Genomic DNA, 14,018 nt, shown 5'->3' on the forward strand with positions numbered 1-14,018 from the left:
TCAACCGAGGCGCGCATTCTACAGCAGCCTCATTTGCTGTCAAGTGATTATTTTCAGAAGCTTTCGAAGATTTCTTCAACAACTTCAACCACTTGCGCTTCCGATCTCTCGTTAGCGGGAGGCGAATTCTACAGCGTTACACGCTGCTGTCAACACCTCTTTTTCTCCGCTTTCGACCGAGAAGATCGAATCGTTAATAGCGCCAAACAACAAGACTCTATCAACTCCTTCTGGGCTTCGATGAACTGAAGCAACTCGCCGTCTAATCCTGCATAACTCTTTGTTTAGCAAGGAGTTTTATGTTTCGACTGCGCCGGAAGTGGGCGAATTATAGACTTCCAGGATCTGCCGTCAACCTTCTTTTTCATCTTTCTGTCATATAAGTCAAAAACGCAAAAGCCGGCCCCAAGGGGCCGGCTTTCTGCTTACAGAGGCTTACAAGCTAGGGAAAGCGAATTGCGACGCTTCATGGCTGGCCCGCTGCGGCCAACGCTGGGTGATCGCCTTACGACGGGTGTAGAAACGCACCCCATCCGGCCCATAGGCGTGCAAGTCGCCAAACAACGAACGCTTCCAGCCACCAAAGCTGTGATAAGCCACCGGCACAGGCAATGGGACATTCACACCGACCATACCCACTTCAATTTCGTCACAGAACAGACGCGCCGCTTCACCGTCACGGGTGAAGATGCACGTACCGTTGCCATACTCGTGATCGTTGATCAGTTGCATCGCCGCTTCCAGGCTGCTCACCCGGACCACGCACAATACCGGCCCGAAGATCTCTTCCTTATAGATGCGCATCTCAGGCGTCACACGGTCAAACAGACTGCCTCCCAGGAAGAAGCCGTCTTCATTCCCGGCAATACTCAGTCCACGACCATCAACCACCAACTCCGCACCAGACGCAACACCGTCTTCTATATAGCCGCTGACCTTATCCCGCGCCTGGCCCGTCACCAGTGGCCCCATATCCAGTCCACATGTCGTGCCCGCACCGATCTTCAGCGCCTTGATCTGTGGCACCAGCTTGGCGATCAACGCATCCGCCACCTGATCACCTACGCACACCGCCACCGAGATCGCCATGCAGCGCTCGCCACAGGAACCATAGGCCGCGCCCATCAAAGCACTGACCGCGTTATCCAGGTCTGCATCCGGCATCAGCACCGCATGATTCTTCGCTCCACCCAGTGCCTGTACGCGCTTACCGCGTTTGGTCGCTTCGGAATAGATGTACTCGGCAATCGGCGTCGACCCCACAAAACTCAGCGCCTTGACTTCCGGCGCCTCGATCAACGCATCCACCGCGCCCTTGTCGCCGTGCACAACACTCAACACACCTTTGGGAAGACCGGCCTCCTGCAGCAGTTGCGCGATCAACAACGTCGAACTCGGATCACGCTCCGAAGGCTTGAGGATGAAGCAGTTACCGCAAACAATCGCCAGCGGATACATCCACAGCGGCACCATCGCCGGGAAGTTGAACGGGGTAATACCGGCCACTACGCCCAACGGCTGGAAGTCCGACCAGGCATCAATGTTCGGCCCGACATTGCGGCTGTACTCGCCCTTGAGAATCTCCGGCGCCGAGCACGCATACTCAACGTTCTCGATCCCGCGCTTCAGTTCGCCAGCGGCATCTTCCAGCGTCTTGCCATGCTCCTCGCTGATCAGCTGCGAAATACGTGCTTCGTTCTGCTCCAGCAATTGCTTGAACCGGAACATGACCTGCGCGCGCTTGGCCGCCGGCGTGTTACGCCAAGCCGGAAAGGCCGCCTTGGCCGAGTCGATAGCACGTTGAATGGTTTCGCGGCTGGCCAGTGGCACTTGGTGAATCACCTGGCCCGTGGACGGGTTATACACATCGGCAGTACGGCCGGACTCACTGACCAACTCACCGTTGATCAAATGCTGGATAAGACTCATGCAGGGCTCCTGAAAAGTTGTTCTATATAGAAGGAGAAATCAGTCGATCTTGTTCAGCACTTCGCCGACCGCATCGAACAGGCGATCCAGGTCCTGCGGCTTGCTGTTGAAGGTTGGCCCGAACTGCAGGGTGTCACCGCCAAAGCGCACATAGAAGCCCGCTTTCCACAGAGCCATGCCGGCCTCGAATGGGCGCACGATGGCATCACCGTCACGTGGGGCAATCTGGATCGCACCGGCCAGGCCGTAGTTACGGATGTCGATCACGTTCTTGCTGCCCTTCAAACCGTGCAGCGCATTCTCAAAGTGCGGCGCGACTTCGGCCACGCTCTGCACCAGGTTTTCCTTCTGCAACAGGTCCAATGCCGCCAGGCCCGCCGCGCAGGCAACCGGGTGCGCCGAATAGGTGTAGCCGTGGGGGAACTCCACCGCGTATTCCGGCGTGGCCTGGTTCATAAAGGTCTGATAAATCTCGCTGCTGGCAATCACCGCACCCATTGGGATCGCACCGTTGGTGACTTGCTTGGCGATGCACATCAGGTCCGGGGTCACGCCGAAGCTGTCAGCGCCGAACATCGAGCCGGTACGACCGAAGCCGGTGATCACTTCGTCGAACACCAGCAGAATGTTGTGCTGGTCGCAGATCTCACGCAGGCGCTTGAGGTAACCCTGCGGCGGCACCAGCACGCCAGCGGAGCCGGCCATCGGTTCGACAAACACAGCGGCGATGTTCGACGCGTCGTGCAGTTCGATCAGCTTGAGCAACTCATCAGCCAAGGCGATACCGCCCTGCTCCGGCATGCCGCGAGAGAAAGCATTGCTCGCCAGCAAGGTGTGAGGCAGATGGTCAACGTCCATCATCGCCTGACCAAACATCTTACGGTTGCCGTTGACGCCGCCCAGGCTGGTACCCGCGATGTTCACACCGTGATAACCACGGGCGCGGCCGATCATCTTGGTCTTGGTGGCCTGGCCCTTCAGGCGCCAGTAGGCACGCACCATCTTCACCGCAGTATCGGCGCACTCGGAACCGGAGTCGGTGAAAAACACGTGATTCAGGTTGCCTGGGGTCAAATCGGTGATCTTTTCCGCCAGTTGGAAAGACAATGGATGGCCGTACTGGAAGCCTGGGGAGTAGTCAAGCGTGCCCAGCTGCTTGGCGACCGCCTCCTGAATTTCCTTGCGCGTATGCCCGGCGCCACAGGTCCACAGGCCCGACAACGAGTCGTACACCTTGCGCCCCTTGTCATCGGTCAACCAGCTGCCTTCGGCGGCTACGATCAGACGCGGGTCACGCTGAAAGTTACGGTTGGCGGTGTAAGGCATCCAGTGAGCGTCCAACTTCAATTGGCTGGCCAGGGACGATGGGGCGTTTTCGGGCATGTTCATCAGCAAAACCTCGCAGGGCAACAGGCAGCGTCGGGATTGAAAAAGCGTTGTTGCAGCTAAATTGCCACGGGCATAAAGTCGGTGAAATCCAACTCTTCTAACCTTCAGTCAGGGCTTCACTAAACTATGAGCAGCCGTCGACCCGATCCCCTGGCCCAAGTCAGCGACTTCGATATCCGCCTGCTGCGCATCTTTCGCAGCGTAGTGGAGTGCGGCGGCTTCTCGGCGGCGGAAACTGTGCTCGGTATCGGCCGCTCCGCCATCAGCCAGCAAATGAGCGATCTTGAGCAGCGGCTCGGATTAAGACTTTGCCAACGCGGCCGTGCCGGTTTCTCGCTGACCGAAGAAGGCCGCGAGGTCTACCAATCGGCCCTACAACTACTAAGCGCCCTGGAAAGTTTCCGCACCGAGGTCAACGGTCTGCACCAGCACTTGCGCGGCGAGTTGATCATCGGCCTCACCGACAACCTGGTCACCTTGCCCCACATGCGAATCACCCACGCCCTGGCACAGCTAAAGGAGCGTGGACCGGACGTACAAATCCAGATCCGCATGATCGCCCCCAATGAAGTCGAACAAGGCGTACTCGACGGCCGCCTGCATGTCGGTGTGGTGCCCCAGGCCAGCGCCCTGTCCGGCCTGGAATACCAGGCGCTGTACAGCGAACGCTCACTGCTTTACTGCGCGGTTGGCCACCCCCTGTTTTATGCCGACGACAAGCAACTGGGCGACGAGCGCATCGACGCCCAGGACGCCATCGCCCCCACCTTCCGCCTGCCCGCCGAGATCCAGGCCCATTACCAGGCACTCAACTGCACCGCCAGCGCCTCGGACCGCGAAGGCATGGCATTCCTGATTCTCACCGGTCGCTACATCGGTTACTTGCCCGACCACTACGCGAGCCTATGGGTGCAACAAGGCCGACTGCGCGCGCTGAAACCGGCTACGCGCTTTTACGATTTAAGCCTCGCATCGGTCACGCGCAAAGGCCGTCGCCCTCATTTGGTGCTGGAAAGCTTCCTGGAAAGCCTGGCGGCAACGCGCTAACTCGGGCCTTACGCAAAAAGCTGAGCACCTGGACAGCTTTTTGCAAGGACACTAGGACCTAGAACCGTCCGCCTCGAGTTTGCTTGCCATGCCACCAGAATCCTCCAGCCCCAGTGACCTGATCTACGGTCTCAATGACCGCCCCAAACCCGCCCCTGCCTTGCTGGCCGCACTGCAACATGTGCTGGCCGCCTTTGTCGGCATCATCACGCCACCGCTGATCATCGGCTCCACCCTGGGCCTGACCGCACACTTGCCCTACCTGATCAGCATGGCGTTAATGGTGTCCGGCGTCGGCACATTCATTCAGGCCCGTAGGCCATTTGGGATCGGCGCCGGGATGATCTGCCTGCAAGGCACCAGCTTTGCGTTTCTGGGCGCAGTGCTGTCGGCCGGCTTTCTGGTCAAGCAACGCGGCGGCAGCCCGGAAGACATCATGGCGATGATCTTCGGCGTGTGCTTTTTCGGCGCTGCAGTGCAAGTCATTCTCAGCCGCTTTATTGGTCAACTGCGCCGAGTGATCACCCCGCTGGTGACCGGGATTGTCATTACCCTGATCGGCATCAGCCTGATCAAGGTCGGTATCACTGACCTGGGAGGCGGTTTCAACGCACCGGACTTCGGCGCACCGACCAACCTTGCCCTGGGCCTGTTCGTGGTGCTGACAATCATCTTGCTCAACCGCTCCAACACACCCTGGGTGCGCCTCTCGGCGATCATCATCGGTCTCGCCCTCGGCAGCCTCGCAGCCTGGTTCAGTGGCAAGCTGGTCCCCCAGGCACTGGGCGACTTGCCTTTAGTCAGCCTGCCGATCCCCTTTCGATTCGGCTTCAACTTCGACTGGAGCGCCTTCCTGCCGATCGCGCTGATTTATCTGATCAGTAGCATCGAAACCGTCGGCGACCTCACCGCCAACTGCATGATCGCGCGCCAACCCATCAGCGGGCCTTCCTATATAAGCCGACTCAAAGGCGGCGTCCTCGGCGATGGTGTCAGTTGCATGATCGCCGCCACGTTCAGCGCGTTCCCCAACACCACCTTTGCCCAGAACAACGGCGTGATCCAACTGACCGGCGTGGCCAGCCGCTACGTCGGCCTGTACATCGGCGTGGTGCTGTTCTGCCTGGGTTTGTTCCCGTTGATCGGTGCCGTGCTGCAACAAATCCCCAAGCCCGTGTTGGGCGGCGCAACCCTGGTGATGTTCGGCAGTGTGGCCGCCGCCGGCGTACGCATCCTCGCCCAGGCACCCCTGGACCGTCGCAGCATGCTTATCATCGCCACCTCGTTCGGCGTCGGCCTGGGCATCGCCGCACAACCGAACCTGCTGCACCTGATGCCAACCCTGGTGCAGAACCTGTTCGACTCAGCCATCACCAGCGGCGGCCTGACCGCCATCGTGTTGTGCCTGTTACTGCCGGAATCCAAGGTGCCCGCTCCTGCCGCAAACCACGCGCAGGAAAGCGACACCCTGGAACCGCTTTGACGGTTTTATTGCATCGGGACTTGTCTGAGGCTTGAGGGTGGGTTATCTGTGCACACGTCGTCTCTATCGATCAGCACGGAAACCTCCATGAGCCTCGAAGTTCCTGCCCACAGCAACCACGCCGGTAAGCCCGCCAGCCGCATCCGGCAAAAGAACGAACAAGCGATTCTCCAGGCTGCTGAAGATGAGTTCGCGCGCCATGGCTACAAGGGCACCAGCATGAACACCATTGCTGCCAGCGCCGGGCTGCCCAAAGCCAACTTGCACTACTACTTCACGAACAAGCTGGGCCTGTATATCGCAGTGCTCAGCAATATCCTCGAACTGTGGGACAGCACCTTCAACACGCTGACCGCCGAGGACGACCCGGCCGTGGCCCTCTCCCGCTACATCCGCACCAAGATGGAGTTTTCGCGGCGCCAGCCCCAGGCCTCGCGGATTTTCGCCATGGAAATCATCAGCGGTGGCGAATGCCTGACCGAATACTTCAGCCAGGATTACCGCGCCTGGTTCAGTGGTCGGGCGGCGGTGTTCCAGGCCTGGATCGACGCCGGCAAGATGGACCCCATTGACCCCGTGCACCTGATCTTCCTGTTGTGGGGCAGCACTCAGCACTACGCCGACTTCGCCACCCAGATCTGCCGCGTCACCGGTCGCACCAAGCTGACCAAGCAAGATATGGAAGACGCCGGCACCAACCTGATCCACATCATTCTCAAGGGCTGCGGCATCAAGCCTGCCCTATAGACGAAGCTATTTATGTCTTTCACGCTCACCGGCCTTTGCGAGTTCCGCGAAGAAATTCGCAAAAGCCGCTTCATTACCCTGGCCGCACCGATCACCAGCCCGCAAGAAGCCCAGGCATTTTTCGAGCAGCACAGCGACCTCAACGCCACGCACAACTGCTGGGCCTGGAAGCTGGCCGATCAATACCGCAGCAGTGACGACGGCGAACCCGGCGGCACCGCAGGGCGGCCGATCCTGGCGGCCATCGAGGCCCAAGGTTTTGATCAGGTCGCAGTGCTGGTGATTCGCTGGTATGGCGGCATACAACTCGGTACCGGCGGCCTGGCCCGCGCTTATGGTGGCGGTGCGAACAAGTGCCTGCAAAATGCCGAGCGCATCGAACTGATCAGCCGCGTGCCGCTGAGTTGCGCCTGCGCTTTCTCCGAGTTGAACCTGGTCAAACTGCGCGTCGCCGAGTTGGGCGGGCTGGTGCTGGAAGAAACCTTCACCGCCAATGGCGTGGAGTTACAACTGGCCCTGGGCGAAGCCCACATCGGCACCCTGCAAACCCAGCTCGCCGACCTGAGCCGTGGGCGCATCCTGCTGCAACGCTGAAACTGCTAATGTTGTCCGCTGAACACCCTGAACCGCGACTTTTAAAGGAAGCCTTCATGCCTACGCCAAAAACCGCACTGATCATCGGCGCCTCACGCGGGCTGGGCCTTGGCCTGGTCAAGCAATTGCTCCAGGACGGCTGGGACGTGACCGCCACCGTGCGTGACCCGAACAAGGCCGATGCCCTGAAAGCCGTGGGCCCGGTGCAGATCGAGAAACTCGACATGGACGATCAGCAGGCCGTGATCGCCCTGAACCAACGCCTCAAAGACCGCACCTTCGACTTGTTATTCGTCAACGCAGGCGTCAAGGGCCCCGCCAATCAAGAACCTGGCCATGCCACCCTGGCGGAAGTCGGCCAGCTGTTCTTCACCAACGCCGTGGCGCCGATCAACCTGGCCCAGCGCTTCGTCGGGCAGATCCGCAAGGACAGCGGCGTGCTGGCGTTCATGAGTTCGGTGCTGGGCAGCGTGACCATCCCCGATGGCTCGGACCTGGCCCTGTACAAGGCCAGCAAGGCCGCACTCAACTCCATGACCAACAGCTTCACTACCCAACTGGGCGATCACAAACTCACCGTGCTGTCGCTGCACCCTGGCTGGGTGAAGACCGACATGGGCGGCGAAAACGCGCACATTGATGTCGACACCAGCGTGCGCGGCCTGGTGGACCAAGTGAACGCCTACACCGGCAAGGGCGGCCATCACTTCGTGGACTACAAGGGCGACACCATCGCCTGGTAAGCCGCACAGGGTCGTTATCGAGCGATTGCCGTCGATAACGATCCACGCGTAGACTGCCCACCTCGCCCTCACCGGCGACCCTGGATCAGCAGACAGGGCATCACTGAGCTGGCAAACCTGAACCCATTATTCAGAGGAGCCGGCCAATGCCTGCGACCCGTATCTGGTTAAAAAAACCCCTCGCGATTTTCACCGCCAACGGCCTCGACGCCCGTGGCGGCCTGGTGCTGCAAGACGGTGTGATCAGCGAAGTGCTGGCACAGGGTCAGGAACCCGCACAGCCCTGCGCCCAAGTGTTCGATGCGCGTGAGCATGTGGTCCTGCCCGGGCTGATCAACACCCACCATCACTTCTATCAAACCCTGACCCGCGCCTGGGCGCCGGTAGTCAATCAGCCATTGTTTCCCTGGTTGAAAACCCTGTACCCGGTCTGGGCGCGACTGACTCCGGAAAAACTCGCCCTGGCGTCGAAGGTGGCACTCGCGGAGTTGCTGCTCTCGGGGTGCACCACGGCGGCAGACCACCACTATCTGTTCCCCGACGGCCTGGAAAACGCCATCGATGTGCAAGTCGACAGCGTGCGCGAACTGGGCATGCGCGCCATGCTCACCCGTGGCTCCATGAGCCTGGGCGAAGCCGACGGCGGCCTGCCACCGCAACAGACGGTACAACAGGGCCAGGTCATCCTCGACGACAGCCAGCGCCTGATCCGCGAATACCACCAGCGCGGCGACGGTGCGCACATCCAGATTGCCCTGGCACCCTGCTCACCGTTTTCCGTCACCCCGCAAATCATGCAGGCCAGCGCCGAACTGGCCAACAGCCTGGATGTGCGCCTGCACACCCACCTGGCCGAAACCCTCGACGAAGAAGATTTCTGCCTGCAGCGCTTCGGCCTGCGCACGGTGGATTACTTGGACAGCGTCGGCTGGCTCGGCCCGCGCACCTGGCTGGCCCATGGCATTCACTTCAACCCGGATGAAATTGCGCGCCTTGGCGCCGCCGGTACGGGTATCTGCCATTGCCCAAGTTCCAACATGCGCCTGGCCTCCGGCATCTGCCCGACCCTGGACCTGATCGCTGCCGGCGCGCCCATCGGCCTGGGTGTGGACGGTTCTGCCTCCAACGATGCGTCAAATATGATCCTTGAAACCCGCCAGGCCCTGTACATCCAGCGCCTGCGTTACGGCGCCGAAAAGATCACTCCCGAAGGCGTGCTGGGCTGGGCAACCAAAGGATCGGCGCAGCTACTGGGGCGTACGGATATTGGTGAATTGGCCGTAGGCAAACAGGCCGACCTGGCGCTGTTCAAACTGGATGAACTGCGCTTCTCCGGCAGCCATGATCCGATCTCCACACTGCTGCTGTGCGGTGCGGATCGGGCGGACCGGGTGATGATCGGCGGCAAATGGCGGGTCATCGACGGGCAGGTGGAAGGCCTGGACCTGAAAGGCTTGATCGCCGATCACAGCCAGGCGGCGCGGCAACTGATCGCCGGAACCTAAGTCAAACACCGGTCAAAATGTGGGAGAGGGCTTGCCTCCTCCCACATTGGAGTGCGCGGTGCTTACAAGCCCAACAGCGACAACATGATAAAGGTCGCAAACAACACAAAATGGGTCATCCCTTCGATGGCATTGGTTTCGCCATCGTTGAGGTTGATCGCGCTGACAATCAGCGTGATCAACACCATCACCGTTTGCACCGGCGTCATCGCCATCTGGAACGGCTGGCCGGTGTAGAGCGCCATGGCTTCCATCACCGGCACCGTCAGGATCACCGTCGACAACGACGCGCCCAGGGCAATGTTCACCACCGACTGCATGCGGTTGGCCAGCGCAGCACGCAAGGCCGTCAGAATCTCCGGTGCCGCCGAAATAGCCGCCACCACGATCGCCGTGATCACCGGCGGTGCGCCCGTGCCTTCCAGGCCCAGGTCGAGGGTCTTGGACATCACCTCGGCCAGCGCACCAATCACAATCACGCCGAACACCAGGGTACCGATGGAAAACGCCAGGTTCACCGGCGGCGACTGCTCCTCCTCCGGCATTTTTTTGCGGCGCTTTTCCGGGTAGCTATAGCTGAAGAAATAACTGTGCGGCCCCACCTGCATGCGCAGGAACAAGGTGTAGAGCACCACCATCGCGCCGATGGTGAAGGCCGAGTAAATTTTCCAGTCGGCTTCGGGGATAAACTCCGGCACCACCATCGACACGCCCATGGCGGTCAGGATCATTACGCTGTAGGTACGTGCCGAATCATCATTGTAGGACTGTTCGCCATGCTTGATGCCGCCCATCAACGCTGCCAGACCGAGGATGCCGTTGATATCGAGCATCACCGCCGAATAAATGGTGTCGCGCACCAAGGTGGGTGACGGCTCGTTGCTCATCATGATCGCCAGGATCACGACCTCCACCAGCACGGCGGCGAGGGTCAGGATCATGGTGCCGTAGGGGTCGCCGACCTTTTCTGCGAGTTGCTCGGCGTGGTGGGCCACACGCATTGATGCCACCACGATAAAACCGATCAACACCACGCCGGCCAACAGCGCCACCATTTGCCCGCTGTGCAGCATCCAGTGCTCCAACGGGTAGGCGGCGATGGCGGCAATCAGCGCCAGCAACATGAATTTTTCTTGCTTGAGGGATGTGAGCATTCCGGGCCTTTTAGTGCGGCAAATCAGTCATTGATGGGGTACAGACTGCGCCAAGCCGCTAACGTTTCGTTACACCTTAGTTCACACGGTCCTTGCGTGAACAAATCGAATACTCTCCTGCTGGTCAGGTTTTGCCGATTATTTCAGCCATGGCCTGTAGAATGCCGCCATTGCACCTGATGAGAATTTAGAAAATGTACGATTGGCTCAACGCCCTGCCCAAGGCTGAATTGCACCTGCACCTGGAGGGCTCGCTGGAGCCTGAGCTGCTGTTCGCCCTGGCTGAGCGCAACAAGATAGCGCTGCCGTGGAACGACGTCGAAACCCTGCGCAAGGCTTATGCCTTCAACAACCTGCAAGAGTTTCTCGACCTGTATTACAAGGGCGCCGATGTGCTGCGCACCTCCCAGGACTTCTACGACCTGACCTGGGCCTACCTGCTGCGCTGCAAAGCCCAGAACGTGATCCACACCGAACCCTTCTTCGACCCGCAAACCCACACCGACCGTGGCGTGCCGTTCGAAGTGGTGCTCAACGGCATCGCCGCCGCGCTTAAAGATGGCGAGCAGCAGTTGGGCATCACCAGCGGTTTGATCCTCAGCTTCCTGCGTCACCTGAGCGAAGCCGAAGCCGAGAAAACCCTCGACCAGGCACTGCCGTTCCGTGACGCGTTCGTGGCCGTGGGCCTGGACAGTTCGGAAATGGGTCATCCGCCGAGCAAGTTCCAGCGTGTGTTCGACCGTGCCCGACACGAAGGCTTCCTCACCGTCGCCCACGCCGGTGAAGAAGGTCCGCCCGAGTACATCTGGGAAGCCATCGACCTGCTGAAAATCCAGCGTATCGACCATGGCGTACGCGCCATCGAAGACGAGCGCCTGATGCAGCGCATCATCGACGAGCAGATCCCGTTGACCGTTTGCCCGCTGTCCAACACCAAGCTCTGCGTGTTCGACGACATGGCCCAGCACAACATCCTCGACATGCTCGAACGTGGCGTGAAGGTAACGGTGAACTCGGATGACCCGGCGTACTTCGGCGGCTATGTCACCGAAAACTTCCACGCGCTGTACACCTCGCTGGGCATGACCCAGGACCAGGCCAAACGCCTGGCGCAGAACAGCCTGGATGCGCGCCTGGTAAAACCCTGACTGCACGCAATGTCATCATCGCCAGGTCCATGGAATCTAAAAAATCCAGGGCGATGATGATAAGGAGTACGCGGCGGTAACCGTCGGCGCTAGGGTTGTTCGGACATGGCCAATCGGGCGATTTCTGCCAGCCCGTTATCGTTGAGCTGCACCGCCCGGGACTCGTTGACCAGGCTGATCCAGTTCGATTGCAGGAACAGCTGCAACAGCCCCGCACCCAGCGCGCCGCCCAGGTGCGGTTGCCGCTGGCTCCAATCGAAGCAGTCGCACACCAGTGGCGACGCCAGCGCCTGGGTGTAAATACCCAGGCCCGCCAAGTGCCGTGCGCCCTTGACCGTGACTTCAATGCGTTGTTCATGACGCTCGATCCACCCCGCCGCCAACATCCGCTCATACAACTGCGCCGCCACTTCGCCGCCGAGGTGGCCCTGGCACAGCCGCGCATGTCGCAACAGTGGCGGCGCCACCAACACCGGCGGTGAAGCATGCGGTGCGCTACGTGCTGCGCTGGCCAGGGTCGTACTGGCCAAGGCATCGATGGCGACGCTGACATCGGCAGCCGCCACGCGGAACAGTCGCTTGCCACGCCCGCCCTCGGTACGCAGCAAGCCACTCCCCGTCAGTCGTGCCAGATGAGCATTGGCCGAGGCGGGTGACAGCCCGGCAAGCGTTGCCAATTCCTCCGAGGACTTGGCCGAGCCGTCCATCAGGGACCAGAGCATGGCGGTGCGTTTGGGCTCGGCGAGCAAGCTGGCGATCTGACTGATGCATGGTGCTTCTTCCATCGATTCACTCCCTATCGAATTATTTTTCTGATGCGGTGGGCGCCAAAGTATAGGTGCGTAAACCAGCGGTTCCGCGGTGTCTGACAGCGTGAGTAGGGACAGGAGCTGAGTGAAATTTCCTTGTCTGATGGAGGCTATTACGTCGTACACAATCGATCCGGCAATTGAGCGGTCAATATCGCACAGCGCGACACGAGCATTTCCCGCAGCAGGTTGATAGGTTTGCTCAACTGGGCCCGGTGGGCGCACAGCAAATTGAGCGGTGTGCGCTCGCCACGCAACTCAGGCAAGACCAGGCGCAAGCGCCCGGCCAGTACATCGGTGCTCACATCCAGCCAGGATTTGTAGGCAATGCCCACGCCCGCCACCGCCCAGCGGCGCACCACATCGGCATCATCGCTGAAGCGGTCGCCACTGACTGTGAGGCTGATTTCACGTTTGCCATCGTGAAAGGTCCAGTGGTCATGGACTCGGCTGCCAAGCATGTAAAGCAAGCAATTGTGCTGGGCCAATTGCTCCAGGTGTCGCGGCTCGCCATAACGCGCGAGGTAGCTGGGGGCTGCGCATAACACACGAACGTTGTGCGGCGCGACGGGCAGGGCGATCAGACTCGAGTCTTCGGGTTCGCCATAGCGCAGGGCAATGTCCACCGGCTGGCGGAACAGGTCGGCAATCCGATCACCCAACAGCAGGCGTACGGTGAGTTGCGGGTACTCGTGCTGAAATTCGTCCAGCCAAGGCAGTAATTGGTTGCGGCCGAAATCCGAAGGAGCCGAGAGTTGCAACACCCCGCTGACATGGTCCTGACCACTGGCCAATAAGCGCCGTCCTTCGTCCAGTGAACTCAGCGCAGCGCGGGCATATTGCAGGAAGCCTTCACCTTCGGCGGTCAGGCGCAGGCTGCGGGTGGAGCGCGCCAGCAGACGCGCGCCCAATTGCTGTTCGATGCGCTTGAGCGCCGCGCTGGCCACGGCGGGCGACAGGTCCATCACCCGCGCCGCCGCCGACAAACTGCCCAGGTCCGCCGCGCGTACAAACAACTGCAAATCGTCAAAACGCAGCATTCACCCACCCATTATCAAAATATTATTGAAACAGCGTGCTGTTTTAGCCGCTTTTATCTTGCAGGGAAATGGCCAATCATCTACCCATCCCGTTATCACGTGTCTGGAGTTGAATATGTCCACAGCCTTTAACGTCATCGCCACGCTGATCGCCAAACCTGGCCAACAGGCCACCTTGGAGCCGCTGCTGCGCGACTTGCTGGAACCCACGCGTCTTGAAGCCGGCTGCGAGCAATACGACCTGCACCAGGACCTGCAGCACCCTGAGACCTTCTACATGCTCGAACGCTGGAGCGATGACGCAGCACTGGCCGACCACGACCAGAGCGCGCATATCCAAAGTTTTCGCGCTAAAGCCGCTGATGTCATCGAACACTTCGAACTCAAGCGCCTGAAGTTTCTCGCCTGATCACCGCCTTTTTCCGGAGCC

Annotated in this window: 14 protein-coding genes; 9 read left to right on the plus strand and 5 right to left on the minus strand. The window is 60.2% G+C overall.

Annotated features, from left to right (window positions below; translation table 11 throughout):
• Positions 1-249, plus strand: a 249-nt coding sequence (locus HCF10_RS31120; protein ID WP_205885916.1) for a hypothetical protein, incomplete at its 5' end; no start/stop codon positions are given.
• Positions 250-435: 186 nt separating this feature from the next.
• Here the strand turns inward: HCF10_RS31120 and HCF10_RS28605 are convergent.
• Positions 436-1,929, minus strand: coding sequence for a CoA-acylating methylmalonate-semialdehyde dehydrogenase (locus HCF10_RS28605; RefSeq protein ID WP_167656884.1), 1,494 nt, complete (start codon positions 1,927-1,929; stop codon positions 436-438).
• 39 nt (positions 1,930-1,968) lie between these two features.
• Positions 1,969-3,318, minus strand: coding sequence for an aspartate aminotransferase family protein (locus HCF10_RS28610; RefSeq protein WP_027607942.1), 1,350 nt, complete (start codon positions 3,316-3,318; stop codon positions 1,969-1,971).
• 126 nt (positions 3,319-3,444) lie between these two features.
• On the opposite strand from HCF10_RS28610, the gene HCF10_RS28615 reads away from it, so the two are divergent.
• The 6 genes from HCF10_RS28615 to HCF10_RS28640 all read left to right on the plus strand — a co-directional run bounded on the left by HCF10_RS28615 (position 3,445) and on the right by HCF10_RS28640 (position 9,437).
• Positions 3,445-4,365: a LysR family transcriptional regulator gene (locus tag HCF10_RS28615; RefSeq protein WP_027607943.1), complete on the plus strand. Its 921-nt coding sequence runs from the start codon at positions 3,445-3,447 to the stop codon at positions 4,363-4,365.
• Positions 4,366-4,453: 88 nt separating this feature from the next.
• Positions 4,454-5,848 (plus strand): uracil-xanthine permease family protein, encoded by a 1,395-nt coding sequence (locus HCF10_RS28620; RefSeq protein ID WP_167656885.1) that lies wholly within the window; start codon positions 4,454-4,456, stop codon positions 5,846-5,848.
• A gap of 87 nt (positions 5,849-5,935) precedes the next feature.
• Positions 5,936-6,595, plus strand: coding sequence for a TetR/AcrR family transcriptional regulator (locus tag HCF10_RS28625; RefSeq protein WP_027607945.1), 660 nt, complete (start codon positions 5,936-5,938; stop codon positions 6,593-6,595).
• Between the two features lie 12 nt (positions 6,596-6,607).
• Complete coding sequence (locus tag HCF10_RS28630) at positions 6,608-7,189, plus strand: IMPACT family protein (protein WP_145336109.1); 582 nt, start codon at positions 6,608-6,610, stop codon at positions 7,187-7,189.
• 56 nt (positions 7,190-7,245) lie between these two features.
• Positions 7,246-7,932, plus strand: a complete 687-nt coding sequence (locus HCF10_RS28635) for an SDR family oxidoreductase (RefSeq protein WP_167656886.1) — start codon at positions 7,246-7,248, stop codon at positions 7,930-7,932.
• Between the two features lie 146 nt (positions 7,933-8,078).
• Complete coding sequence (locus HCF10_RS28640) at positions 8,079-9,437, plus strand: 8-oxoguanine deaminase (protein ID WP_167656887.1); 1,359 nt, start codon at positions 8,079-8,081, stop codon at positions 9,435-9,437.
• A 62-nt stretch (positions 9,438-9,499) separates the two neighbouring features.
• Here the strand turns inward: HCF10_RS28640 and HCF10_RS28645 are convergent, their stop codons facing one another.
• Positions 9,500-10,591 (minus strand): calcium:proton antiporter, encoded by a 1,092-nt coding sequence (locus tag HCF10_RS28645; RefSeq protein ID WP_167656888.1) that lies wholly within the window; start codon positions 10,589-10,591, stop codon positions 9,500-9,502.
• Positions 10,592-10,785: 194 nt separating this feature from the next.
• Here HCF10_RS28645 and HCF10_RS28650 point away from each other — a divergent pair, with 194 nt between their 5' ends.
• Positions 10,786-11,739, plus strand: coding sequence for an adenosine deaminase (locus HCF10_RS28650; RefSeq protein ID WP_043051475.1), 954 nt, complete (start codon positions 10,786-10,788; stop codon positions 11,737-11,739).
• Between the two features lie 89 nt (positions 11,740-11,828).
• Here the strand turns inward: HCF10_RS28650 and HCF10_RS28655 are convergent, their stop codons facing one another.
• Positions 11,829-12,524 carry an ArsR/SmtB family transcription factor gene (locus HCF10_RS28655; protein WP_167656889.1) on the minus strand — a complete coding sequence of 232 codons (696 nt, stop codon included), beginning with the start codon at positions 12,522-12,524 and terminating at the stop codon, positions 11,829-11,831.
• Between the two features lie 137 nt (positions 12,525-12,661).
• Entirely contained in the window at positions 12,662-13,588 is a 927-nt protein-coding gene (locus HCF10_RS28660) for a LysR family transcriptional regulator (protein WP_131696670.1), read from the minus strand.
• Between the two features lie 115 nt (positions 13,589-13,703).
• Here HCF10_RS28660 and HCF10_RS28665 point away from each other — a divergent pair, with 115 nt between their 5' ends.
• Positions 13,704-13,997, plus strand: a complete 294-nt coding sequence (locus HCF10_RS28665) for a putative quinol monooxygenase (protein WP_131696671.1) — start codon at positions 13,704-13,706, stop codon at positions 13,995-13,997.
• Positions 13,998-14,018 lie beyond the last annotated feature (21 nt).

Origin of the sequence: Pseudomonas sp. B14(2022), assembly GCF_012030485.1 — a bacterium.
In the GTDB taxonomy this organism is placed as follows: Bacteria; Pseudomonadota; Gammaproteobacteria; order Pseudomonadales; family Pseudomonadaceae; genus Aquipseudomonas.